This is a genomic window from Stenotrophomonas nitritireducens (assembly GCF_050984405.1).
GTDB lineage: Bacteria > Pseudomonadota > Gammaproteobacteria > Xanthomonadales > Xanthomonadaceae > Stenotrophomonas > Stenotrophomonas nitritireducens_B.
This window is the reverse complement of the sequence record NZ_CP158790.1, coordinates 1964821-1988014: the sequence shown is the minus strand read 5'-3', so window position 1 is coordinate 1988014 and position 23194 is coordinate 1964821. Positions and strand designations below refer to the sequence as shown.

Below are 23194 nucleotides of genomic sequence, written 5' to 3'. Positions count from 1 at the left end.
AAGGTGGCGGCGGCGCGTCGCGTCGTCAGGATAACGCGGCATTATCGCACGCCCGGCGGGCGGCCCGCACAGGCAGGGGCCAGAACGGCAGGAGCCGCCCCAAGGCGGCCCCTGCGTACAGCCTGATGAAGACCGGGTTCAGCCGCCAGCCCGGACCGCGACGAAGGCGCTGTTGCCGCCCGCGCGCACCAGCAGCATCACCACGTCGCCCTTCTTGTAGCCGGCCAGCTCGCGGTTGAGCGCGGCCACGCTGCCGACCGGGGTGCGGCCGACCTGTAGCACCACCATGCCCGGCGACAGCCGTGCCTCGCGCGCGGCCTGGCTGTTCACAGCGGCGATGCGCACGCCCTCGCCGGCATCCAAGCCCAGCTGACGCCGCTCGGCGGCCGTCAGGTCTGCCACTTCCAGCCCCAGCAGGGCATTGGCGCCGGCCTGCGGCTTGTCCTCGGCCGTGGTCGGCGCGTTGCCCGGACGCGCCGCGTCCTCGGCCAGCTCGGTCAGGGTCACGGTGATCTCGCGCTGCTTGCCGTCGCGCAGGATGCCCAGTCGGACCTTGCTGCCCGGCGGCATGGCGCCGATCAGCGGCGGCAGGTCGCTGGAGGCCGCGATCTCGGTGCCATTGACCGAGCGGATCACGTCGCCCAGCTGCACGCCCGCCTTGGCCGCGGCCGAATCCTCGACCATCTGGTTGACCAGCGCACCCCGGCTGTCGGGCAACTTGAAGCCCTGGGCGATGTCGGCGGTTACCGCGCCGACCATGACGCCCAGCTGCCCGCGACTGACCTTGCCGGTCTTCTTGATCTGCTCCACCGCGCTCATCGCCAGGTCGATCGGGATGGCGAAGCTGATGCCCATGTAGCCGCCGGAGGCGGAGAAGATCTGCGAGTTGATGCCGACCACCTCGCCGCGGGTATTGAGCAGCGGGCCGCCGGAATTGCCCTGGTTGATCGCCACGTCGGTCTGGATGAACGGCACGTAGCGCTGCTCGGCGTACGGGTTGCTGCGGCCGGTGGCGCTGACGATGCCGGCGGTGACCGAGTGGTCCAGGCCGAACGGCGAGCCGATCGCCACCACCCACTGGCCGGGCTTGAGCGTATTGGAATCGCCCACGCGCACGGTCGGCAGGCCCTTGGCGTCGATCTTCAGCAGCGCCACGTCGTATTGCTGGTCGCTGCCGACGACCTTGGCGTCGAACTCGCGGCGATCGCTGAGCTTGACCTTGACCGTCTCGGCGCCGTCGATCACGTGGTGGTTGGTCAGCACGTAGCCGTCGCCGGAAATGATGAAGCCCGAGCCCATGCCGCGGCCGCGCGGGCCGTTGTCCGGCGCGTCGCCGGGCATCTGGAAATCGGGGCCGAAGAAACGGCGGAAGAAATCCGGCAACTGGTCCATGTCCGGACGCCGGGCGGCCATGCGCGGATCGCGGCGCGGGCCGATGACGGTCTCGACGTTCACTACGCCCGGCCCGACCTGGTCCACCAGCTGGGTGAAATCGGGCAGGCCGCTGACCAGCTGCGGCGCCGGCGCGGCGGGGCGGGCGGCCACCGCCTGCTCGGCAGGCGCGACGGGTGCGCTGCTCTGGGCGCAGGCGGCCAGCGGCAGGGTCATCGCCAGCAGGCCGAACAGCCGGGTGCCAAACAGTCGCGGGTAGGTACGGTGGGTCATCAGGATCGAGCCTCCGATTGAAAGAGTAGGAAACACCTTCCGTCCGGCGCGGACCGCAGGACGGGAAAATTCCGGGGGAACGGCACCCGCCGCGCAGGCACGGGTGCGGAAAGGACTGCCAGCGTCAGTGCCGCGGCATCTGCGCGTCCGGCTCCGCGGCCCCGCCCTGCGAGGGCATGCGCGGTTCGAACGGGTAGAAGGTCGCCCCGCCTTCCGCGGGCAGGCTGGCGTTCAAGGCATTGCCGGACAGCGCCGGCGAGAGGCTCGAACGCGGCCAGGGACGTGCCTGCAGCACGCCGCCGGGGTCGGCGAACGGATCGCGGCGCAGGGCCGGCAGCGGCGCCTGCGCGGCCACCGCGCGCGCCGGTTCGGCCTGCCGCGCGGCGACGCTGCGCGCCGCCTGCTGGGTACGGGTGGCGCTGCCGCGCCGCGCCGGGGAAGCCTCCGCCCGCCGCAGCGCCGCGACCGCCACGGCCGGCGCCGCCACGGCCAACCCGGCCTCGGCGCCGGTCTCCGCGGCCGGGCCGGCATCGGCCACCACCGCCGTGGCGGGAACCTGCGCGGCGGTGGCGATCACGGTTTCCGGTACCGTCGGTTCGGGCAGCTGCCCGCGCGCCATGAACAGGGCCACGGCCGCGACCGAGGCCGCCAGCGCGGCGCCGCCGCCCCAGCGCCGCCAGCCGGCATGCCGCGCCTGCCGCCCGGCCGCTGGCCGCGCGTGACCGGCCTCGGCGGCGATCGCCTCGCGGACCTTCAGCTCGAAACCGGCCGGCGCCAGCGCGCAGGCCTGGCCACGCAGCGCGTCGCCAAGCAGTTGCCAGCGCTCCTGGCACCCGGACAGTTCGCCGTCATGCTCGAGCCGGCGCAGCAGGAAACGCGCCTCGTCGGTGGGCAGCTCGCCGTCGACCAGCGCCGACAGCTGCTGCCGGTAATGAAGTTCGAACTTGTCGGCGGCATCGACCGCCGCCTCGCGACCGGAAACATTCATGCGCGGCTCCTTTCACGGGTGGCGCTGGCGGTATCCAGCAGCGGGCGCAGCTGGACGTCGATGGCCTCGCGGGCGCGGAAGATCCGCGAACGCACCGTGCCGATCGGGCAGCCCATCTTCTGTGCGATTTCCTCGTAGCTCATGCCTTCCACCTCTCGCAGCGTGATGGCCGAACGCAGCTCCTCGGGAAGCGCGTCGACCGCCTTCATCACGGTCTGTTCCAGCTCCTGGCGCATCAGTTCGCGTTCGGGCGTGTCGGTGTCGCGCAGGCGCGCGCCGGCGTCGAACTGTTCGGCGTCGCCGATCTCGACATCGTCGGTCGGCGGGCGCCGGTTGTGCGCGGCAAGGTAGTTCTTGGCGGTATTCACTGCGATTCGATGCAACCAGGTATAGAACTGGGCGTCGCCACGGAAATTCCCGATCGCGCGGTAGGCGCGCACGAAAGTGTCCTGGGCCACGTCCTGACATTCACTCCAGTCGGCGATGTAGCGCCCGATCAGCGCGACGATGCGGTGCTGGTACTTGCGCACCAGGACATCGAACGCCGCGCTCTCGCCGCGCTGCACGCGCCGGACCAGCTCCAGATCCAGCTCCTGCGGTGTTTCAACCTCGGCCATAAAGGGCCGCACTCCTGTCAGCCCAACCGACGTCGGGCAATGAGACCGCCTGTGGCGGAAAAAGTTCAGCGCCCCGTTCCCGGGCCGCCGTACCGGCCTTCAGATCCTGTTTACCGTCGCGGTGCGTGCAACCTGCGCGGTTCCGGAGGCCGGCGCGCAGGCAACACGCGAGCATACCGGGCACCGCACGTCGACCGCCGTGACGGGCGCAACAGGGACGTGAACATGTTCCAACCCGCGTTCGGATAGCCTGTCGGCGATGACCGGCCGGCGCGAACGCCCTGCTTCCCAAGCATTGGGATTTGACGCCGGGGAAACAACCTCTGGATCATAGCGATCTTCTCCATACACAACCGGATGGAACGTCCCATGCTTTCAGGTTTCGATGGGCTCCGCTTCACTCACTGGCAGGCCGAGATCCGCGACGACGGCATCGTCGTGCTCGCCCTGGACCGCCGCGACAGTCCGGTCAACGCGATGTCGCAGGACGTGCTGCTGGAACTGGGCGACATCGTCGAGCGGCTGGCGATCGACCCGCCCAGGGGCGTGGTGATCCGCTCGGCCAAGGCCGCCGGCTTCATCGCTGGCGCCGATCTGAAGGAGTTCCAGGAGTTCGACCGGCGCGGCACCGTCAACGACGCCATCCGCCGCGGCCAGTCCACCTACCAGAAGCTGGCCGAACTGCCCTGCCCGACCGTCGCCGCGATCCACGGCCACTGCCTGGGCGGCGGCACCGAGCTGGCGCTGGCCTGCCGTTACCGCGTGGCGTCCAGCGATCCGTCCACCCGCATTGGCCTGCCCGAAACCCAGCTGGGCATCTTCCCGGGCTGGGGCGGCAGCGCGCGCCTGCCGCGGCTGGTCGGCGCGCCGGCGGCGATGGACATGATGCTGACCGGGCGCACGCTGTCGGCCTCGGCCGCGCGCGGCATCGGCCTGGTCGACAAGGTGGCCGCGCCGGCGGTGCTGGTCGACGCGGCGGTGTCGCTGCTGCAGTCCGGCGTGACCCGGCCGTTCAAGCAGCGCGCCACCGCCTGGGCCACCAATACCTGGCTGGCGCGCAAGATCCTTGCCCCGCAGATGGTCAAGCAGGTCGCGCGCAAGGCCAAGAAGGACCAGTATCCGGCGCCTTACGCGCTGATCTCGACCTGGGAACGCAGCGGCGGCAGCGGCATCCAGGCGCGCCTGGACGCCGAGCGCCGCGCGGTGGTCAAGCTGGCCGGCGGCCCGACCGCGCGCAACCTGATCCGCATCTTCTTCCTGACCGAACGGCTCAAGGGCCTGGGCGGCAAGGACGCTGGCATCCGCCACGTGCACGTGGTCGGCGCCGGCGTGATGGGCGGCGACATCGCGGCGTGGGCGGCCTACAAGGGCTTCGATGTCACCCTGCAGGACCGCGAGCAGCGCTTCATCGACCCGGCCATGGCCCGCGCCCAGGCGCTGTTCGAGAAGAAGGTGAAGGACCCGGCCAAACGCCCGGAGGTGGCGGCGCGGCTGAAGGCCGACCTGGCCGGCGACGGCGTGGCCAGGGCCGACCTGGTGATCGAGGCGATCATCGAGAACCCGGAAGCCAAGCGCGAGCTGTACCAGTCGCTGGAGCCGCGCATGCAGGCCGACGCGCTGCTGACCAGCAATACCTCCTCGATCCCGCTGGTGGAGCTGCGCGAGCACATCACCCGCCCGGCGCAGTTCGCCGGCCTGCACTACTTCAACCCGGTGGCGCAGATGCCGCTGGTGGAAATCATCCACCACGACCGCATGGCGCCGGAAACCGCGCAGCGGCTGGCCGCGTTCTGCAAGGCGCTGGGCAAGTTCCCGGTGCCGGTGGCCGGCACCCCGGGCTTCCTGGTCAACCGCGTGCTGTTCCCCTACATGCTGGAAGCGGCCACCGCCTACGCCGAGGGCATCCCCGGCCCGGTGATCGACCGCGCGGCGGTGAAGTTCGGCATGCCGATGGGCCCGATCGAACTGCTCGACACCGTCGGCCTGGACGTGGCCGCCAGCGTCGGCAGGGAACTGGCGCCGTTCCTGGGCCTGCAGATCCCGGCCGCGCTGGCGACGGTGGAACCGGGCAAGCGCGGCAAGAAGGACGGCCAGGGCATCTACCGCTGGGACAACGGCCGCGCGGTGAAGCCGGAAGTGGCCAAGGACTACCAGGCCCCGTCAGACCTGGAAGACCGGCTGATCCTGCCGCTGCTCAACGAGGCGGTGGCCTGCCTGCACGACGGCGTGGTGGCCGATGCCGACCTGCTCGATGCCGGCGTGATCTTCGGCACCGGTTTCGCGCCGTTCCGCGGCGGCCCGATCCAGCACATCCGCGCCACCGGCGCCGACGAACTGGTCGACCGGCTCAGGACCCTGCAGGCGCGCCACGGCGACCGTTTCGCGCCGCGCCCGGGCTGGGACATGCTGGTGCTGCGCGAACCCATCGCCTGACCCTCGGGCGACCTTCGCGACGACACGGCCGGGGCTGCTCCGCAGCCCCGGCTTTTTTTTGTTGCCGCCATCCGTGGCGGCAATCTTCCGGGCCATCGACCAGCGTTGCCAGAAAGCCACCCCAGGCGGCGTTGCTGCTCACCGTAGATCACCCGGGCCGCGGCACGGACAACGGGAGGGGAACACGGCATCCCGCGGCGTGGCGGGCCTTCGCCGGCAAAACTTCAGCGGGGCCTTGCTCCGCCCTGCAAAGGGACATTCCCGCACAGGCCGGTTTTCCCGGTGATCGGCGATGAACCTTTCCATTCGGCCTGCTCCTGGCTCCGCCGGGAAAACGCATGTCGATATCGCGGAACACGACCGACTGCGCGCCGATTGACCCAGATCAAGGCAATCCGGCGCGCAGCGGCCGAATCTATCCCCGTCGCCCGGCACACCCTCGCGCCGGGCCGTGACGGCCAGGCCGCACGCCGCGTCCATCGCATATCCCACAGGAGCACCCCCATGAAAACCTCGCGCCGCCTTCTCCTCGCCCTGGCTCTGATCGGCGCCGCCGGTGCGGCCCAGGCTGCCGGCAACTGCACCGTCTCGCTCAAGGGCAACGACGCGATGCAGTTCGATCTCAAGGAAGCCACCGTTTCGGCCAGCTGCGCCAACATCACCATCGAGCTGGCCCACACCGGCAAGCTGCCGGCCGCGGCGATGGGCCACAACGTGGTGGTCTCGGCCACCGCCGACATGGCCGGCGTCAACCGCGACGCGATCCGCGCCGGGGCGGCCAACCACTACGTGCCGGCCAACGATGCCCGCGTGATCGCCCACACCACGCTGATCGGCGGCGGGCAGAAGACCCAGGTCCGCTTCCCCGGCAACAAGCTCACCGCCGGCGGCGATTACAGCTTCTACTGCACCTTCCCGGGCCACTCGGCCATGATGAAGGGCAAGCTGGTCGTCACCCGCTGATTCCGCCGTACCGAGCGACGCAGGCCCGGGCGACCCTGTCGCCCGGGCCTGCGTCATATACTGTTCAGGATGGCATCCAACGGCCCATCGCGGTCCGTGGATGGCTGCAAACCGCCCGGGACACGCATTGATCCAAGTCAATGCCCGGAGTGCTCCATACGGGGATGATGCCCCCGTTCAGACTGAGGATCAGGCCGCATGCAAAGCGTGCAGGGGACATATAACGACAAGGTGGTGCGCCAGTTCGCGGTGATGACCGTGGTCTGGGGCATCGTGGGCATGCTGGTGGGCGTGATCATCGCCGCCCAGCTCTACTGGCCGACGCTCGGCGAGGGCATTCCGTGGCTCGGCTACGGGCGGCTGCGGCCGCTGCACACCAACGCTGTGATCTTCGCCTTCGGCGGCTGCGCGCTGATCGCGACCAGCCTGCACGTGGTGCAGCGCACCTGCCACGTCCGGCTGATCTCGGACAAGCTGGCGGCCTTCGTGTTCTGGGGCTGGCAGCTGGTGATCGTGGCCGCTGCCATCACCCTGCCGCTGGGTTACACCCAGGGCAAGGAATACGCCGAACTGGAGTGGCCGATCGACATCCTGATCGCCGCGGTGTGGGTGGCCTACGCGGTGCTGTTCATCGGCACCATCGCCAAGCGCCGGGTCAAGCACATCTACGTGGCGAACTGGTTCTACGCCAGCTTCATCATCGCCATCGCCCTGCTGCACATCGTCAACAACATCTCCATCCCCGCCGGCCTGACCAAGTCCTACCCGGTCTACAGCGGCGCGGTGGATGCGATGGTGCAGTGGTGGTACGGCCACAACGCGGTGGGCTTCTTCCTGACCGCCGGCTTCCTGGGAATGATGTACTACTTCGTGCCCAAGCAGGCCGGTCGCCCGGTGTATTCCTACCGGCTGTCGATCGTGCATTTCTGGGCGCTGATCGCGGTGTACATGTGGGCCGGCCCGCACCACCTGCAGTACACCGCCCTGCCCGACTGGGCGCAGTCGCTGGGCATGGTGTTCTCGCTGATCCTGCTGGCGCCGTCCTGGGGCGGCGCGATCAACGGCGTGCTGACCCTGTCCGGCGTGTGGCACAAGCTGCGCACCGACCCGATCCTGAAGTTCCTGATCGTGGCCGTGTCGTTCTACATGATCGCCACGTTCGAAGGCCCGATGATGTCGATCAAGACGGTCAACTCGCTGTCGCACTACACCGACTGGACCGTGGGCCACGTACACGCCGGCGCGCTGGGCTGGGTGGCGATGATCTCGATCGGCTCGATCTACGCGCTGATGCCCAAGCTGCTGGGCCGCGAGCAGATGTATTCGGTCAAGGCCGTCGACACGCACTTCTGGCTGCACACCATCGGCGTGGTGCTGTACATCGCCTCGATGTGGATCGCCGGCGTGATGCAGGGCCTGATGTGGCGCGCGACCAACGACGACGGCACCCTGACCTACACCTTCGTCGAGTCGCTGAAGTTCACCTATCCGTACTACCTGATCCGCCTCGGCGGCGGCCTGGTGGTGCTGAGCGGCATGTGCCTGATGGCCTGGAACGTCTGGCGCACCTGGCGTACCGCCCCCGCGATCGAACCGCAGCCGCTGCTGCCCGTCGACGCCTCCGAAGTGCGTGCCTGAGGAGGAAGGAACCCCATGAGCGAGAACAAGAATCCCCACGAGAAAGTCGAGAAGAACGTCGGCCTGATGGCGGTGCTGATCGCGGTCGCCGTGTCCTTCGGCGGCCTGGCCGAGATCGTGCCGCTGATGTTCCAGGCCGAGGCGATCAAACCGCTGGAAGGCGTGGAGCCCTACCCGGCGCTGGAACTGGCCGGGCGCGACATCTACGTCCGCGAGGGCTGCTACAACTGCCATTCGCAGATGGTGCGCACCCTGCGCTTCGAGACCGAGCGCTACGGCCACTACTCGCTGGCGGGCGAATCGGTCTACGACCGTCCCTTCCAGTGGGGCAGCAAGCGCACCGGTCCGGACCTGGCGCGCGTCGGCGGCCGCTATTCCGACGCCTGGCACCGCGTGCACCTGATCAATCCGCGCGACGTGGTGCCCGAGTCGAACATGCCCAGCTTCCCATGGCTGGAGAAAAACGAGATCGACGGCGCCGACGTGGCCAGGCGCATGGGCGCGCTCAAGGCCCTGGGCGATCCGTACACCGACGAACAGCTCGCCAGCGCCGCCGAGGACGTCAAGGGCAAGACCGAGCTGGATGCGGTCGTCGCCTACCTGCAGGGCCTGGGGCGGCATGCGCCGCGGGGAGGCCAGCCATGATCTCCGGCATCGTGACCGCGCTGCTGCTGGTGCTGTTCGTCGGCGGCTGGATATGGGCCTGGAGCCCGAAGCGCAAGCGTGAATTCGAGGATGCGGCACGCCTGCCGCTGGAAGAGGACAACGTGCAATACGGCAACGGGGGAGAGCGCAGATGATGAGCATGGGATGGACGTGGTACGTCATCGCCCTGGTTGCGCTGAACATCTTCGGCTGCGTGTGGCTGCTGTGGTGGACCGCGCGCCGCCGCCCCGGCGACCCGAAGCCGGAGGACACGCTGCACACCTGGGACGGCGACATCACCGAGTACAACAAGCCGCTGCCGCGCTGGTGGATCAACCTGTTCTACCTGACCATCGTGTTCGCCATCGGCTACCTGTTCTGGTACGGCGGCCTGGGCAACATCCCCGGCTACAGCGGCTGGACCTCCAAGGGCGAGCACGCCCAGGAGAAGGCCGTCGAGGACGCCAAGCTGGAGCAGACCTTCAAGCCCTACGCCGGCCAGCCGATCGACCAGCTGGCGAAGGACCCGAAGGCGCTGGCGCTGGGCAGTTCGATCTTCGGCAACACCTGCGCCACCTGCCACGGCTCCTCGGGCCAGGGCGCCATCGGCTACCCGAACCTGACCGACGACATCTGGCACTGGGGCGGTTCGCCCGAGCGCGTGCTGGAGACGGTGCTGGACGGCCGCGAAGGCGTCATGCCCGAGTGGGGCACGGTGCTCACCGGCATGGGCGGCCCGGAGGCGGTCGACTACACCATCGCCTACGTGCGCACCCTGTCGGCCCCGGAAACCCTGCAGAACAACTACATGGCCGCCCGCGGCAAGAAGCTGTACGACGGCGTCTGCGTGGCCTGCCACGGCGTGGACGGCAAGGGCAACCAGGACATCGGCGCGCCGGACCTGACCGACAACTACTGGCTCTACGGCAACAGCCGCGAAAGCCTGCACAAGACGATCACCGAAGGCCGCCACGGCAGCATGCCGGCGCACCGCGAACTGCTCGGCGAAACCCGCGCCCGCCTGGTCGCCGCCTACGTCTGGTCGTTGTCGCATAATCAGGCGGACACCAAGGCCAGCACGAGCGCAAAGTGACCGACTTCAGCGAGCCACGCTTCGACCATCCCCCACGTCCGCTGGCCCAGCGCGTGGGGGCCATCGCCTGGCCCAGCTTTTTCGCCGCCGGCGTGGCGACGATGGTGTTCTTCGCCTTCGTCGACCCGCTGACGCTGCGCGACATGACCTTCCCCGACCTGCAGATCTCGCGCGAGCTCGGCTATACGCTGGGCTTCGCCATGTTCTGGCTGGCCACCGCGTCCTCCAGCCTGTTCACCTGGATCCTGCTGCGGCCCGCCAGCCGCTTCAACCGCGCCCTGCCTCCTGATCGCTGAGGCGGCTGCGACAATCCGTCGCTTCCGCGTCCCGCGTACGGACCGATACTGACCGCCCCCGCGCAGCAATCGCCACGCCCACGTCATGACCGTCACCCGCCCGTTCCCGCTCCCTCCCTCGCCGTCCGCGGCGGCCGCCCTGGAACGCACGCCATGAGCAAGCGCATTCCGCTGGATGTCGTGGACGACCAGGGCAATTCGTTCTACGTCAGCGAGCGCAAGGTCTACCCGCGCGACGTCTCCGGGCGCTTCAACCGCCTGCGCGTGGCCGCGGTGGTGTGGCTGCTGGGCATGTACTACCTGTTCCCGTGGCTGTCGTGGGACGGCCGCCAGGCCGTGCTGTTCGACCTGCCCGCACGCAAGTTCTACATCTTCGGCCTGGTGTTCTGGCCGCAGGATTTCCTGTTCCTGGCGCTGCTGCTGATCATCGCGGCGATGACCCTGTTCTTCTCCACCGCCCTGTCCGGGCGCCTGTGGTGCGGCTATGCCTGCCCGCAGACGGTGTGGACGGAGACCTTCCTGTGGATGGAGCGCTGGACCGAGGGCGACCGCTCCCGGCGCATGAAGCTCGACGCCGGCCCGTGGAACGGCGAGAAGGTGCTGCGCAAGGGCAGCAAGCACCTGCTGTGGCTGCTGTTCGCGCTGTGGACCGGCTTCACCTTCGTCGGCTTCTTCACTCCCATCAAGGACCTGGGCGCGCGCCTGGTGCCGTTCGCGTGGGGCGGCTGGGAAACCTTCTGGGTGCTGTTCTACGCGCTGGCCACCTGGGGCAACGCCGGCGTGCTGCGCGAGCAGGTGTGCAAGTACATGTGCCCGTACGCGCGCTTCCAGAGCGCGATGTTCGACCGCAACACCCTGCTGATCGCCTACGACCCGATGCGCGGCGAACCCAGGGGCCCGCGCAAGCGCGGCCTCGGCAGCGTGCTGGAACGCGCGCGCGGCCTGCTGATCCCGTCGGTCGCCTACGACTACGTGTTCCGCGCCGGCCGCCATCCGTCGGCCGCCACCCAGGCCGCGCACGCCAAGGGCACGATCACCTGGGACGGCGACCTGGCCGAGGTCGCGCCGCTGCCGAAGTTCGCGCCCGAGGAACTGGGCGACTGCATCGACTGCACCATCTGCGTGCAGGTCTGCCCGACCGGCATCGACATCCGCAACGGCCTGCAGTACGAGTGCATCGCCTGCGGCGCCTGCATCGACGCCTGCGACGAGGTCATGGACAAGATGGGTTACCCGCACGGGCTGATCCGCTACTCCACGCAGAACGCCATCGACGGCAAGCCGACCCGCGTGCTGCGCCCGCGCATCTTCGTCTACGGCCTGCTGCTGCTGGGCCTGTGCGGCGCCTGGGTGTGGGGCGTGACCCACCGCAGCGAGCTGATCGCCGAGGTGCTGCGCGACCGCAACGCGCTGTACCGCCAGTCCGCCGACGGCAGCATCGCCAACGACTACACGCTCAAGCTGATCAACAAGAGCCAGGAGACCCGGCGCTACCGCATCATGCTGGAGCCGGCCGACGCCGGGCTGCGCCTGCAGGGCCAGACCGAGGTCCAGGCCGGTCCCGAGCAGGTGCTGCCGGTGGCCCTGAACGTGGTCGCCGACGGCGAGGTCAGCGGCCGCCGCGCCCTGCGCTTCGTGGTCGAACGCGAGGACGGCGGCGAGAAGCGCGTCGTCGACAGCAGTTTCTTTGGTCCGGTGCAATGAACGAACGCTCGAAATCCCCCTGGCGCATCCCCGTGTTCTGGCTGGTGGTCGGCCTGCCGCTGCTGTCCATCGTGGCCGGCGTCGGCCTGGTGATCGTCGCGGTGCGCTCCGGCGGCGCCGACGTCGTGTCCGATCCGGTGCAGCGCGTGTCGCAGATCCAGACCACCGACCTGGGCCCGGACGAAGCGGCCCGCAAGCTGGGCCTGAGCGCGGTGCTGCGCGTGGAGGACGGCGTGGTCGAGGTCCTGCCGGCCACCGGCAGGTTCGCCACCGGCGCGCCGCTGCAGCTGGTGCTGGAACACCCCACCCGCCAGTCCGACGACCTGCGCCTGGAACTGGCGCCGCAGGGCCCGGGCTGGCGCGTCCAGCAGGCCGTGGACGCCGAGCACGACTGGGTGGTGCAGCTGCGCGACGGCGACGGCCGCTGGCGCCTGCACGGCCGCCTGCCCAGGCAGCAGCACGCCGCCCGCCTCTCCCCCTCGCTGGGCGGGGAACACTGAGCCTGGCCGTGGTCGCCGATCCGGCCGGGTCGCCCGCCTTCACGGCGGCCACCGGCACCTGCCACCACTGCGGCGAAGCACTGCCGGCCCAGCCGCACCTGGCGGCGCTGGGCGGCGGCATGCACGCCTTCTGCTGCCATGGCTGCGCCGCCGCCGCCGAGTGGATCGCCAGCGCCGACCTGGACGGCTATTACCGCCTGCGCAGCGCCAACGCCGCGCGCGTCGGCGAAGACCTGCCGGACCTGGCGGTCTGGGACCGCGCCGACGTGCAGGCCGAGCACAGCCGTCAGGTCACCGGCGGACGCGAGATCACCCTGCTGACCGACGGCATGCGCTGCGCGGCCTGCGCCTGGCTGATCGACCGTGCGCTGGCGCGCGAGCCGGGCGTGATCGACTGCGGCGCCAACGCCGTTACCGGCCGCATCCGCATCGCCTGGGACCCGGCGCGCACCGCACTGTCGGCGCCACTGCGGCGGCTGGCGATGCTCGGTTACCGCCCGTACCTGGCCGGCAGCGAGGCCGCCGAGCGGCAGCGCACGCGCGAGCGCCGGCGCTGGCTGCTGCGGCTGGGCATCGCCGGGCTCGGCATGCTGCAGGCGATGATGCTGGCCGAGGCGCTGTACCTGGATTTCAACAGCACCATGCCGGTGCCCACGCGCGACTTCTTCCGCTGGCTGACCTTCCTGCTGTGCACGCCGGTGGTGTTCTATTCCGGCTGGCCGTTCCTGTCTGGGGCGATGCGCGAACTGCGCGAACGCCGCCTGGGCATGGACGTGCTGATCGCCAGTTCCACCCTGCTCGCCTACCTGGCCAGCCTGCTGGAGACCCTCCGCGGCGGCCCGCACGTCTGGTACGACGCGGCGGTGATGTTCGTGTTCCTGCTGCTGGCCGCGCGCATGCTCGAACAGCGCGCGCGCTCGGTGGCCAGCGCGCAGGTCGACGCGCTGGCGCGCGCGCGCCCGGCCTTCGCCACCCGCGAACTGGCCGACGGCCGGCGCGAATCCGTGCCGCTGGCGGCGCTGGACGTGGGCGACGTGGCCTGCGTGGCCGCCGGCGAGGCGGTGCCGGCCGACGGCGTGCTGCTCGGCGACGGCGACGACGAGGCGTGGTTCGAGGAAGCCCTGCTGACCGGCGAATCGGCGCCGGTGCGCAAGCAGCCCGGCGAGCCGGTCTACGCCGGCACCGTCTGCCGCGAGCGCCCGGCGCGGCTGCGCGTGGCCCTCACCGGCACCGCCACCCGCCTGTCGCAGCTGGCGCGGCTGGTCGAACAGGCGCAGGAGCACCGCCCCGCGCTGGCGCGCCTGGCCGACCGCATCGGCAGCCGATTCGTGCTGGCGCTGCTGCCGGTGGCGCTGGCGGTGTTCGCCGGCTGGTGGCACTACCAGCCCGGACGCGCGCTGGAAGTCACCCTGGCGCTGCTGGTCATCAGCTGCCCCTGCGCGCTGTCGCTGTCGGTGCCCGCGGCATTGGCCACCGCGCATGGCGCGCTGGCGCGCATCGGCCTGCTGGCGGTGCGCCCGGACGCGATGGACACGCTGGCGCGCGCCACCGACATCGTGTTCGACAAGACCGGCACGCTCAGCGACGGCCGCCCGGTGCTGGCCGCCACGCAGGTGCTGGACGCATCGCTGGATACCCCCACCGCGCTGGACATCGCCGCGGCGCTGGAACGCGACAGCGGCCATCCGCTGGCCGCCGCCTTCGCCCGCGGCGGCGCCGGCGCGCTGGCCGCCACCCAGGTGGAAGCGGTACCCGGACGCGGCGTGCAGGGCCTGGTCGATGGCCGCCACTGGCGGCTGGGACGCGCCGACTTCGCCGCCGCGCAGCCGGACGACGGCGCGCTGTGGCTGGGCGACGGCCAGCGCGCCGCGGCCCGCTTCGTGCTGGAGGAACGCGCCCGCGACGACGCCGCGCAGGCGCTGGCCGCGCTGCGCGCACAGGGCCTGCGCGTGCACCTGGCCAGCGGCGATGGCGAGGCGGCGGTGCAGCGCATGGCGGCGACGCTGGGCCTGGACGATACGCACGCGAGGCAGTCGCCCGAGGACAAGCTGGAACTGGTGCGACGCCTGCAGGCCGAAGGCCGGGTCGTGGCGATGGTCGGCGACGGCCTCAACGACGCGCCGGTGCTGGCCGGTGCCGATGTCTCCATCGCCATGGGCGAAGGCGCCTCGCTGGCGCACCGCGCCGCCGATCTGGTCACCACCGGCGGCGGCCTGCGCCGCATTCCCGCCGCGATCGCGCTGGCGCGTGCCACCCAGCGCATCATCGGCCAGAATCTGGCCTGGGCCACCGGCTACAACCTGCTGGCCCTGCCACTGGCCGCGGCCGGCTGGGTCACGCCATGGCTGGCGGCGCTGGGCATGGCCCTGTCCTCGCTGATCGTGACCCTCAACGCCCTGCGCTTGGCGCGGGTCAAGACGCCCATGGAGGCAACCTGATGGCCATCCTGCTGATGCTGATCCCGATCAGCCTGGTCCTGCTCGGACTGGCCGTGGCCGCCTTCATCTGGGCGGTCAAGCGCGGCCAGTTCGACGATCTCGACACGCCGGCGCTGGACATCCTCGAGGACAACGACCGCCCCGCCCCGCCGCCCGGCCAGGCCGCCGACGCGGACGCCCGCGCTGCGGACCCTGCCCGCGAACGCTGACCGTGCTGCCGCTGGACATCCCGGTCCTGACTGCCGCCCTCGTCGCCGGCCTGCTCGGCGGCCTGCACTGCGCAGTGATGTGCGGCGGCATCGCCACCGGCTTCCCGGCGATGGCGCCCGGCCGCGCCTTGAGCGTGGCCTGGCAGGCCAATGTCGGCCGCGTCGGCGGTTATACGCTGGCCGGCGCGCTGGCCGGCGGTCTCGGCGGCGGCATCCTGCGGCTGGCGCGCAGCGACACCCTGGTGCTGGGCGTGCGTGTCGCCGCCGGCCTGGCCCTGGTCCTGCTGGCGCTGCGCCTGCTGGGCCGCGGCGGCCGTTTCGATCTGCTGGCCCGCCCCGGCCAGCAGCTGTGGCAGTGGCTGCGGCCGCTGCACCAGCACCTGCTGCCGGCCGACCGCGCCTGGCGCCGCCTCGCCCTCGGCGCGCTGTGGGGCTGGATGCCCTGCGGCCTGAGCCTGAGCCTGCTGAGCGTGGCCTGGCTGCAGGCCAGCGCGCTGGGCGGCGCGCTGGTGATGGCGGTATTCGGCCTGGCCACGCTGCCGGTGATGCTGCCGTTGACCTGGTCGGGCGCGCGCATGGGCCGCTGGCTGCAGCGCCCCGGCCTGCGCATGGCCCTGGCCGGCTTCGTGCTCGCCGCCGGCCTGCTGACCATCGCCACGCCGTGGCTGATGCAGGTACCGGCCCTGCATGGCGTGCTCAGCGCGCTGGGCTGCATGCCCCGTCATTGACAGCTTGCCGGATGTGAAGCCACCGGCACCTGCGCGTAGATGCGGGGCTTGCCCCGCATGGACCTTTTCCCGCTGTGGCAACAGTGTGCGAGGCAAGCCTCGCACCTACAGCGTCAATGCCGATGGCTAGATCGTGTCGATGATCGTGGTAGTCGTGCCGCGCTTCGATCCGCGCACCGCGCCGGCCGGCTCCCACCTGCGTAGATGCGGGGCTTGCCCCGCATGGGCCTTTCCGTTGTGACAACAGCGTGCGAGGCAAGCCTCGCACCTACAGCGTCAATGCCGATGGCTGGATCGTGTCGATGATCGTGGTGGTCGAGCCCCCTGCGATCCGCGCACGGCGCCGGCCGGCGCCCACCTGCGTAGATGCGGGGCTTGCCCCGCATGGGCCTTTCCCGTTACGGCACCAGCGCGCGAGGCAAGCCTCGCACCTGCCGCGTCAATGCCGGTGGTCGTGACCGTGCTGATGATCGTGGTGATCGTGCCGCGCCTGGGGCGCATGCGCGGTGCAGGCATCGCCGCAGTGGTCGGCTTCCACCTGCAGGGTCACGTGGTCGATGCCGAAACGTTCGTGCAGCATGCCGGCCAGCGCGCGCCGCAGCGCATCCGCCGGCTGGCCATCGGCGGTCACCACGTGCGCGGTCAGCGCCGGCGTGCTCGAGCCCAGCGCCCACACGTGCAGGTCGTGGATGCCGGCCACGCCGGCATGCCCGCGCAACGCCTGCTCCACGTCGGCCAGCGCCATGCCCTTGGGCACGCCCTCGAGCAGCACGTTCAACGCGTCGCGCAGCAGCACCCAGGTACGCGGCAGCACCCACAGGCCGATCAGCACGGCAAGGATCGGATCGACCAGGGTCCAGCCGGTGAAGCGGATGATCAGCGCGGCGACGATCACCGCCACCGAGCCGAGCATGTCGCTCCACACTTCCAGGTAGGCGCCCTTGACGTTGAGGCTCTCGCCGCTGCCGGCGCTGAGCAGGCGCATGGCGACCAGGTTCACCAGCAGGCCGAAGCCGGCCACCCACAGCATGCCGGTCGAGGCGATGGCCTGCGGCTCGCGGAAGCGGTCCACCGCTTCCCACAGGATGTACAGGCCCACCGCGAACAGCAGCAGGCCGTTGGCCAGCGCGCCCAGCGCCTCCAGGCGCGCGTAGCCGTAGGTGCGGCGCGCGTCCGGCGGCCGCCGGCTCAGCCGCACCGCGGTCAGCGCGATCACCAGCGCGAGCGCATCGGTGGCCATGTGCGCCGCGTCGGACAGCAGCGCCAGGCTGTTGGTCATGAACGCGCCGACCACTTCCACCACCAGGTAGGACGAGGTCAGCGCCAGCGCCCACCACAGCGGCTTCTCGTGGCGGATCTCGCTGGGAAGGTGGTTGTGGTCGTGGCTCATGGCGGGCTCCTGCGGGACGCCGCCAGCTTAGTCAGCGCGCTCCGGCGGAGACTATTACATCGCCACCGTCAGCCCGCGGACCGCCCGCTCAACGCGGCCCCAGCACCGCCTGCAGGTCCTCGCCCTGCGGCAGGCCCGAGCGCGTCTGCACGCTGCCGTCGGCGTCCTTGAAGACGATGCCCGGCGTGCCCTGGAAACCGAGCTCCAGCATCGCCAGTTCGTTGTCGCGCAGCTTGGCCTCGATGTCGGCCGGCACCTTGGCCAGGCCCTTGATGCCGCCGCGCGCGAAGTCGCGTTCGTTCTGCTGCAGCGCCTGCGCGGGCGACGCCGCGCCGAGGATCGCCGCGGCCTTGTTGGCGCTGTCCTCGCGGATCACGCCCACCAGGATCTGCCGGATCTGCACCTTGCCCGACTCCACCCACGGCCGCGCCGCTTCCCAGAAGCGATTGCAGTACGGGCAGTTGGGATCGCTGAAGGCATAGACGACGCGCGGCGCATCGGCCCTGCCGTCGGCCACCCAGTGGCTGGCCTCGACCCGCTGCCACATTTTGGCGCCCATCGGGCCGGACACCAGCTCCTTGAGCCTGGCCGCGCCGACATCCTCGCCCTTGGCGTTGACCAGGGTACCGACGATCGCATGCTGCCCATCCCTGGACACGTACACCGCCAGCGGGCGTTGCCCGGCGACGCCCGCATAGCCGGTCAGCCCCACCGGCGTGTCGAAGGTGCCCATGAACTCCACGCCCTGCCCGCGCAGGGTCCTGACCACTTCCGGCTCGGCGGCGGCGCTGCCGGTCTTGTCGGCGGCGGGCGGCGCGGCGCCGCCATCGCGGGCGCAGGCGGCCGGCGCCAGCAGCGTGGCGGCAACCAGGAACAGGGCGGGACGGGAACGGATCATCGTGTATCTCACAAAGGGAATGGGGAAGTCATTGCAGCTCGCGCAGGCGCGCTTCCAGCGTCGCCCGCGACAGTTCGCCCATGTGCGCGGCGCGCAGCCGGCCGTCGGCATCGAAGAACAGCGTGGTCGGCAGCGCACGCGCACCGGTCAGGCGCATCAGCTCCGACCCCGGATCCAGCAGGATGTTCCCCGGCGCCAGCGCTTCGCCACGCAGATAGGCGGCGACCTCGGCGGCGTCCTCGCCCTGGTTGGCGAACACGAAACCGATGCGCGGATGCGCGGCCTGCGCGCGCGCCAGCGTGGGCATCTCGCGCCGGCACGGGCCGCACCAGCTCGCCCACAGGTTCACCACCAGCGGTTTGCCCGCGTGCGCGGACAGCGGCACCGGCGCGCCCCGCACGTCGGCGAGCACGATGTCGGGCAGCACGATGGTCGAGCGCTGCAGCGCGAACAGCGCCATGCCGCCGACCAGCCAGAACGCGGCGCCCGCGGCCAGCCCCATCAGCACCGGCTTGCGCGGCGCATGGCGCCAGGTCCGCCACAGCGCGTACGCCAGCGCCACGGCCAGGCCCGCCCACACCGAATAACCGCCATCGCCCAGGCGGATCACCGACAGCGGCTGCGGCAGGTAGTCGCCGGCGTGCCACAGCACGTGCGCCATGCGCGCGCCGAGCACGCCAAGCAGGAAGGCGTCGATCACCACCGCGCCGGCGCGGCGGCGCGCGCCATCGGCGGCCGTCGCCATTGCACGGGCGGACAGCCACGCGATGAACACCGCGACGAGGCCCAGCACCGCCATCAGCGGAAACGGCCCGGCGCTGATCACGGACATGGCGGCGTACCACGTGCGCAATGCGCGGAATCAGGCAACATGGGCAGGCAGCGAAACGCGCGCGGCGCATCGGCGCGCGACGGCGGCAGGACCGAGGGAAAGGCGTGGAACGGCACGTGGGCGTGGATCTGCAGGAAGAAGCGCTCAAACAGTAGCGGCAACGGCCGATAATGTCTCTTCGCCCCCGCCACGCCGCCCGCCATCGCCATGACCCACGTTCATCCGCCTCCCGCCGACCACGACAGCCACGGCCTCGCCGCCGACTGGCGCCGCAGCCTGCGCGACGCCGGCCCCGGCGCCGCGCAGGTGCTGGCCGCGCTGGCCGATACCGACGCCGCGGCGATGGCGGTGCATTTCTACCAGGTGATGATGGACGACACGCGCGCGGCGCGCCTGCTGTCGCACGAGCAGGTGCGCACGCGCCTGCAACCGGCGATGCAGCGCTGGGTCATCGGCCTGCTGCGCGCCACCCCGGACGATGTCGACGCACTGGTCGCCGCGCAGCGCGTGATCGGCGACGTGCATGCCCGCGTCGGCATTCCGGTGGACCTGGTCACGCGCGGCACCCGCGTGCTCAAGCAGCGCCTGTTCCACGCCATCGCCGCGCAGGCCGGCCATGGCCAGGCCACGCACGCCGCCATCGCCAGCCTCACCGCCTCGTTCGACATCGCCCTGGAAGGCATGACCCTGGCCTATTCCAACGCGCGCGAGCGCTCCTCGCGCACCGACGCGGCCTACCGCCTGTTCTCGCTGGTGCAGAACGTCGGCACCGAACGCGAGCGCCAGCGCGCGCTGCTGCTGGACTGGGAAAATACCCTGCTCTACGCGCTGGCCAGCCAGTGCGACACCGCCGGATTCCAGTCGCTGACCGGCTCCGAATTCGGGCTGTGGTTCACCCACAAGGGCGTGCCCAGCTTCGGCGAAAGCGCCGAGACCCGGCAGATCTGCGCGCTCATCGAGGAAGTGGACGGCGCCCTGCGCCAGACCCTGCACGGCGAGAGCGACGCCCGCGCGCGCGCCGCGCAGCTGCAGGACATCCGCGGCCGCGTCAGCCAGATCCGCAGCCTGCTGGGCATGCTGTTCGAGCGCATCGGCGAGCTCGACGCCGGCTGCGACACGCTGACCAACCTGCTCAACCGGCGTTTCCTGCCCACCGTGCTGCGCCGCGAGATCGACCTGGCCGCCAGATCGCAGGGCAGTTTCGCGGTGCTGCTGCTGGACCTGGACCACTTCAAGGCGATCAACGACGCGCACGGCCACGAAGCCGGCGACCGCGCCCTGCAGCACGTGGCCGGCATCCTCGGCCAGTTCACCCGCGGCAGCGATTACGTGTTCCGCTACGGCGGCGAGGAATTCGTCGTGGTGCTGGTGGCCGTGGACGAGCCGCAGGCGATGGTGATCGCCAACAGCCTGTGCCGGCGCGTGGCCGAATCGCCGGTGGCGCTGGCCACCGGCGGCAGCCTGGACATCACCACCAGCATCGGCGTGGCCCTGTACGACGGGCACCCGGACTACGAGCGGGTCATGGCCCGCGCCGACGCGGCGATGTACCAGGCCAAGAAACGCGGCCGCAACCGCGTCGTGCTGGCCGACGGATCGCTGCCGGAAGCGCCCGGCAGGATCGCCCTGCAACGCGGCTGAGCCGGACCGCGGTTCCAGGCCTACTTCGCCAGAACCGGGGCTTCTTCCTTCCCGGCACGCAGCGCCCGCGCCGCTTCCACGTACTTGGCGGCCTTGGGGTTGCCGGCGTTCCAGCGCGGCGCCTGCGGGTCGTTGGCGATCATCAGGATCGCCAGCGCCACGGTGCGGTCGATCGCCGCCATGTTGGCGTAGTCGATCTTGTCCCAGGTGTCGGCGGGGCCGTGGTAATCGGGGAAGGCGTAGGCGACGCTGACCGTATGCGCCGGCACGCCGAGATCGGCCAGCGCCTGGTTGTCGCTGGCGCCGAAATAGCGGTCGCTGTTCACCGGGTGCCGGGTGATGCGCGTGCCGGTCAGTTCGCCGGCCTTGCGCAGCACGTCGCCCACCTCCGAATAGTCGGCGCCGGTGAGCGCGGCGGCCAGCACCTGCGGGCCCTCGCTGTCGTCGGTGCGGCCGATCTGCTCCAGGTTGATGTTGGCCACGGTGTCGGCCACCGGCACCAGCGGATGCGCGCCGTAGTAGCGCGAGCCCACCAGCCCATGCTCCTCGCCGAACACCGTCATGAACACGATGCTGCGCTTCGGCCGCTGCTTCTGCGCCGCGAACGCGCGCGCCAGCTCGATCACCGAGACCGTGCCGCTGCCGTCGTCGTTGGCGCCGTTGTGGATCGCATCCTCGCCCTTGCCCTCGCGGATGCCGAGGTGGTCGTAATGCGCCGTCACCAGCACGTAGGTCCCGGCAAGCGCCGGATCGGAGCCGCGCAGCAGCCCCACCACGTTGCGCACCGGCAGCGGCGCCGGCGCGTCGGAGAACTTGGCGCGCTCGCGCTCGGGCGCGATCTTCCGCCAGTCCGCGGTCTGGAAATAGCCGTCGTCGCCCAGCGGCTCCAGCCCCGCGGCGCGGAACTGCGAGGCGATATATTCGGCGGCGATGTCCAGCCCGCGCGACGGCGTGCCGCGGCCCTCCAGCGCGTCCGACGCCAGGAAGGACAGGTGCCCGCGCATGGCGTCGGCGGAAATGCTGTCGAGCAGCTGCGCCTGCCCGGGCGGCAGGGGTTCGCCGGCCTGCGCGGCGAGCGCCGCGAACAGGGTTGCCGCGAGGGCGGCGCGCAGGGTTCGGGAAACCGGCATGGACTGTTCTCGCAGAGGGAGCCAGCGTGGAGTCTAGTGCCTGTCCGGCCTGAAAATCAGTGCCGGCTTCGCGCACGTGGCGGGCCCTGGGGAATGCGCTGCCGACGCGCGGCGCGGCAGGCGCGGGGCCGCCATGCGGCGCGATGACGGGACGTTTCCGCGCAGGACCGATGACACATGCCGGCGGCTGGTCGCTGGCATAGCATCGGGCGGTAATCCGCCGCTCCAGGAACCGCCGATGCCGACCTCCCGCTTTCCGCTCCGCCGCATGCTTCCGCTGTACCTCGCGCTGCTGGCCGGTGGCCCCGTGTTCGCCGCCGAGCCCCCGCCGCCAGCGGCGCATGTCGATGCCGACGGCCCTTACGTGTTCCGCGAGGATGGCCACCTGCACGCCCGCTGGATCTGCGACGACGCGGTGCAGGAACAGGCCTGGGATGCCGCGCAGGCGACGGTGCCGGCGCGCTGCGGCTATGCGCATCCGGTGGCGGTCGCGCTGCCCGCGCCGGTGGCCACGGCGGTGCTGCCGCAGGCGCCGCGCATCGTCGCCGTGTCCGACATCCACGGCCAGTACGGCCTGCTGGTGAAACTGCTGCGCGCACATGGCGTCATCGACGGCGAGGACCGCTGGACGCTGGGCCGCGACACCCTGGTGATCGCCGGCGACGTGTTCGACCGCGGCCCGCAGGTCACCGAGGCGTTCTGGCTGCTGTACGGCCTGCAGCAGCAGGCGGCCGCGGCCGGCGGCGCGGTGCATTTCGTGCTCGGCAACCACGAAACCATGGTGCTGTACGACGACCTGCGCTACGTCAATCCCAAGTACCTGCGCAGCGCGCAGCTGCTGGGCCGCAGCTACCCGCAGCTGTACGGCGCCGATTCGGTGATCGGGCAGTGGCTGCGCACCCGCCCGGTGCTGCTGCGCATCGGCGACACCCTGTTCCTGCACGGCGGCATCTCGCCCGAGGCGCTGCCGCTGGCGCTGGACCCGGCGGCGACCAACGCCGCCTACCAGGCGTCGCTGGGCCGGCCCAAGGCCGAGGTCAAGGCCGATCCGGCCACCGCGCCGCTGTACGACGGCAAGACCAGCCCGATCTGGTACCGCGGCTATTTCGACGGGCGCCTGGACACCGCCGGCGTGCAGGACCTGCTCGACCGGCTGGGCCTGAAGCGCATCGTCGTCGGCCACACCTCGATGCCGCAGGTGAGCAGCTTCCATGGCGGGCGCGTCATCGCCATCGACAGCAGCATCAAGAAGGGCGAGAACGGCGAACTGCTGTTCATCGAGGACGGCCGGCTCAGCCGCGGCCTGCTCAACGGCACGCGCGTGCCGCTGGCCGAGGGCGTGCCGGACGCGGACGACTGAGCGGCTAGAATCCTCCGGCCGCGCCG

Annotated in this window: 22 protein-coding genes; 14 read left to right on the top strand and 8 right to left on the bottom strand. The window is 70.9% G+C overall.

The annotated features are described in order from the left end of the window. Positions 1 to 138 precede the first annotated feature (138 nt). The 3 genes from ABTV91_RS08525 to rpoE form a co-directional block, all read right to left on the bottom strand. On the bottom strand, positions 139 to 1665 hold the full coding sequence (locus ABTV91_RS08525; protein WP_433851041.1) for a DegQ family serine endoprotease: 1527 nt from the start codon (positions 1663 to 1665) through the stop codon (positions 139 to 141). Positions 1666 to 1789: 124 nt separating this feature from the next. Next, positions 1790 to 2653 carry a sigma-E factor negative regulatory protein gene (locus tag ABTV91_RS08520; RefSeq protein ID WP_433851040.1) on the bottom strand — a complete coding sequence of 288 codons (864 nt, stop codon included), beginning with the start codon at positions 2651 to 2653 and terminating at the stop codon, positions 1790 to 1792. Further along, positions 2650 to 3270 (bottom strand): RNA polymerase sigma factor RpoE, encoded by a 621-nt coding sequence (gene rpoE / locus ABTV91_RS08515; protein WP_153192518.1) that lies wholly within the window; start codon positions 3268 to 3270, stop codon positions 2650 to 2652. Before rpoE ends, ABTV91_RS08520 begins: the two co-directional genes overlap by 4 nt. Before the next feature lie 369 nt (positions 3271 to 3639). On the opposite strand from rpoE, the gene ABTV91_RS08510 reads away from it, so the two are divergent. From ABTV91_RS08510 to ABTV91_RS08455, 12 genes are all read left to right on the top strand, one after another. Continuing rightward, positions 3640 to 5703 carry a 3-hydroxyacyl-CoA dehydrogenase NAD-binding domain-containing protein gene (locus ABTV91_RS08510; protein ID WP_433851039.1) on the top strand — a complete coding sequence of 688 codons (2064 nt, stop codon included), beginning with the start codon at positions 3640 to 3642 and terminating at the stop codon, positions 5701 to 5703. A 504-nt stretch (positions 5704 to 6207) separates the two neighbouring features. Next, positions 6208 to 6666: an azurin gene (gene azu, locus ABTV91_RS08505; RefSeq protein WP_433851038.1), complete on the top strand. Its 459-nt coding sequence runs from the start codon at positions 6208 to 6210 to the stop codon at positions 6664 to 6666. Positions 6667 to 6864: 198 nt separating this feature from the next. Continuing rightward, on the top strand, positions 6865 to 8304 hold the full coding sequence (gene ccoN / locus ABTV91_RS08500; protein WP_433851037.1) for a cytochrome-c oxidase, cbb3-type subunit I: 1440 nt from the start codon (positions 6865 to 6867) through the stop codon (positions 8302 to 8304). A gap of 15 nt (positions 8305 to 8319) precedes the next feature. Continuing rightward, positions 8320 to 8949 carry a cytochrome-c oxidase, cbb3-type subunit II gene (ccoO, locus tag ABTV91_RS08495; RefSeq protein ID WP_433851036.1) on the top strand — a complete coding sequence of 210 codons (630 nt, stop codon included), beginning with the start codon at positions 8320 to 8322 and terminating at the stop codon, positions 8947 to 8949. After that, positions 8946 to 9104 carry a cbb3-type cytochrome oxidase subunit 3 gene (locus ABTV91_RS08490; protein WP_433851035.1) on the top strand — a complete coding sequence of 53 codons (159 nt, stop codon included), beginning with the start codon at positions 8946 to 8948 and terminating at the stop codon, positions 9102 to 9104. Before ccoO ends, ABTV91_RS08490 begins: the two co-directional genes overlap by 4 nt. Beyond that, a complete protein-coding gene (gene ccoP, locus ABTV91_RS08485) occupies positions 9104 to 10042 on the top strand; it encodes a cytochrome-c oxidase, cbb3-type subunit III (protein ID WP_433851034.1) in 939 nt (312 codons plus the stop codon). Before ABTV91_RS08490 ends, ccoP begins: the two co-directional genes overlap by 1 nt. Next, positions 10039 to 10338, top strand: coding sequence for a hypothetical protein (locus tag ABTV91_RS08480; protein WP_054664328.1), 300 nt, complete (start codon positions 10039 to 10041; stop codon positions 10336 to 10338). The genes ccoP and ABTV91_RS08480 overlap by 4 nt, the downstream gene beginning before the upstream one ends. Positions 10339 to 10491: 153 nt before the next feature. Beyond that, on the top strand, positions 10492 to 12042 hold the full coding sequence (locus tag ABTV91_RS08475; protein ID WP_433851033.1) for a 4Fe-4S dicluster domain-containing protein: 1551 nt from the start codon (positions 10492 to 10494) through the stop codon (positions 12040 to 12042). After that, a complete protein-coding gene (locus ABTV91_RS08470) occupies positions 12039 to 12542 on the top strand; it encodes a FixH family protein (RefSeq protein ID WP_433851032.1) in 504 nt (167 codons plus the stop codon). Before ABTV91_RS08475 ends, ABTV91_RS08470 begins: the two co-directional genes overlap by 4 nt. Positions 12543 to 12550: 8 nt before the next feature. Beyond that, complete coding sequence (locus tag ABTV91_RS08465) at positions 12551 to 14980, top strand: heavy metal translocating P-type ATPase (RefSeq protein WP_433854088.1); 2430 nt, start codon at positions 12551 to 12553, stop codon at positions 14978 to 14980. Continuing rightward, positions 14980 to 15189 carry a cbb3-type cytochrome oxidase assembly protein CcoS gene (ccoS, locus tag ABTV91_RS08460; RefSeq protein WP_153192034.1) on the top strand — a complete coding sequence of 70 codons (210 nt, stop codon included), beginning with the start codon at positions 14980 to 14982 and terminating at the stop codon, positions 15187 to 15189. Before ABTV91_RS08465 ends, ccoS begins: the two co-directional genes overlap by 1 nt. 2 nt (positions 15190 to 15191) lie before the next feature. Further along, on the top strand, positions 15192 to 15917 hold the full coding sequence (locus ABTV91_RS08455) for a sulfite exporter TauE/SafE family protein (RefSeq protein WP_433854087.1): 726 nt from the start codon (positions 15192 to 15194) through the stop codon (positions 15915 to 15917). 439 nt (positions 15918 to 16356) lie between these two features. On the opposite strand, the gene ABTV91_RS08450 is transcribed toward ABTV91_RS08455, so the two are convergent. The 4 genes from ABTV91_RS08450 to ABTV91_RS08435 all read right to left on the bottom strand — a co-directional run bounded on the left by ABTV91_RS08450 (position 16357) and on the right by ABTV91_RS08435 (position 19246). Next, positions 16357 to 17307 carry a cation diffusion facilitator family transporter gene (locus tag ABTV91_RS08450; RefSeq protein ID WP_433854086.1) on the bottom strand — a complete coding sequence of 317 codons (951 nt, stop codon included), beginning with the start codon at positions 17305 to 17307 and terminating at the stop codon, positions 16357 to 16359. Between the two features lie 88 nt (positions 17308 to 17395). Continuing rightward, entirely contained in the window at positions 17396 to 18217 is an 822-nt protein-coding gene (gene dsbG / locus ABTV91_RS08445; protein WP_433854085.1) for a thiol:disulfide interchange protein DsbG, read from the bottom strand. 16 nt (positions 18218 to 18233) lie between these two features. After that, positions 18234 to 19037: a prolipoprotein diacylglyceryl transferase family protein gene (locus ABTV91_RS08440; RefSeq protein ID WP_433854084.1), complete on the bottom strand. Its 804-nt coding sequence runs from the start codon at positions 19035 to 19037 to the stop codon at positions 18234 to 18236. Then, positions 19028 to 19246: a hypothetical protein gene (locus ABTV91_RS08435; protein ID WP_433854083.1), complete on the bottom strand. Its 219-nt coding sequence runs from the start codon at positions 19244 to 19246 to the stop codon at positions 19028 to 19030. Before ABTV91_RS08435 ends, ABTV91_RS08440 begins: the two co-directional genes overlap by 10 nt. Between ABTV91_RS08435 and ABTV91_RS08430 the strand changes: the two genes are divergently transcribed. Further along, positions 19245 to 20678 (top strand): diguanylate cyclase, encoded by a 1434-nt coding sequence (locus ABTV91_RS08430; RefSeq protein WP_433854082.1) that lies wholly within the window; start codon positions 19245 to 19247, stop codon positions 20676 to 20678. The two genes, ABTV91_RS08435 and ABTV91_RS08430, sit on opposite strands and share 2 nt — an antisense overlap. A gap of 20 nt (positions 20679 to 20698) precedes the next feature. On the opposite strand, the gene ABTV91_RS08425 is transcribed toward ABTV91_RS08430, so the two are convergent. After that, entirely contained in the window at positions 20699 to 21808 is a 1110-nt protein-coding gene (locus ABTV91_RS08425) for a M28 family peptidase (RefSeq protein WP_433854081.1), read from the bottom strand. 238 nt (positions 21809 to 22046) lie between these two features. Here ABTV91_RS08425 and ABTV91_RS08420 point away from each other — a divergent pair, with 238 nt between their 5' ends. After that, positions 22047 to 23168, top strand: a complete 1122-nt coding sequence (locus ABTV91_RS08420; protein ID WP_433854080.1) for a metallophosphoesterase — start codon at positions 22047 to 22049, stop codon at positions 23166 to 23168. The last annotated feature ends 26 nt before the right edge of the window (positions 23169 to 23194 follow it).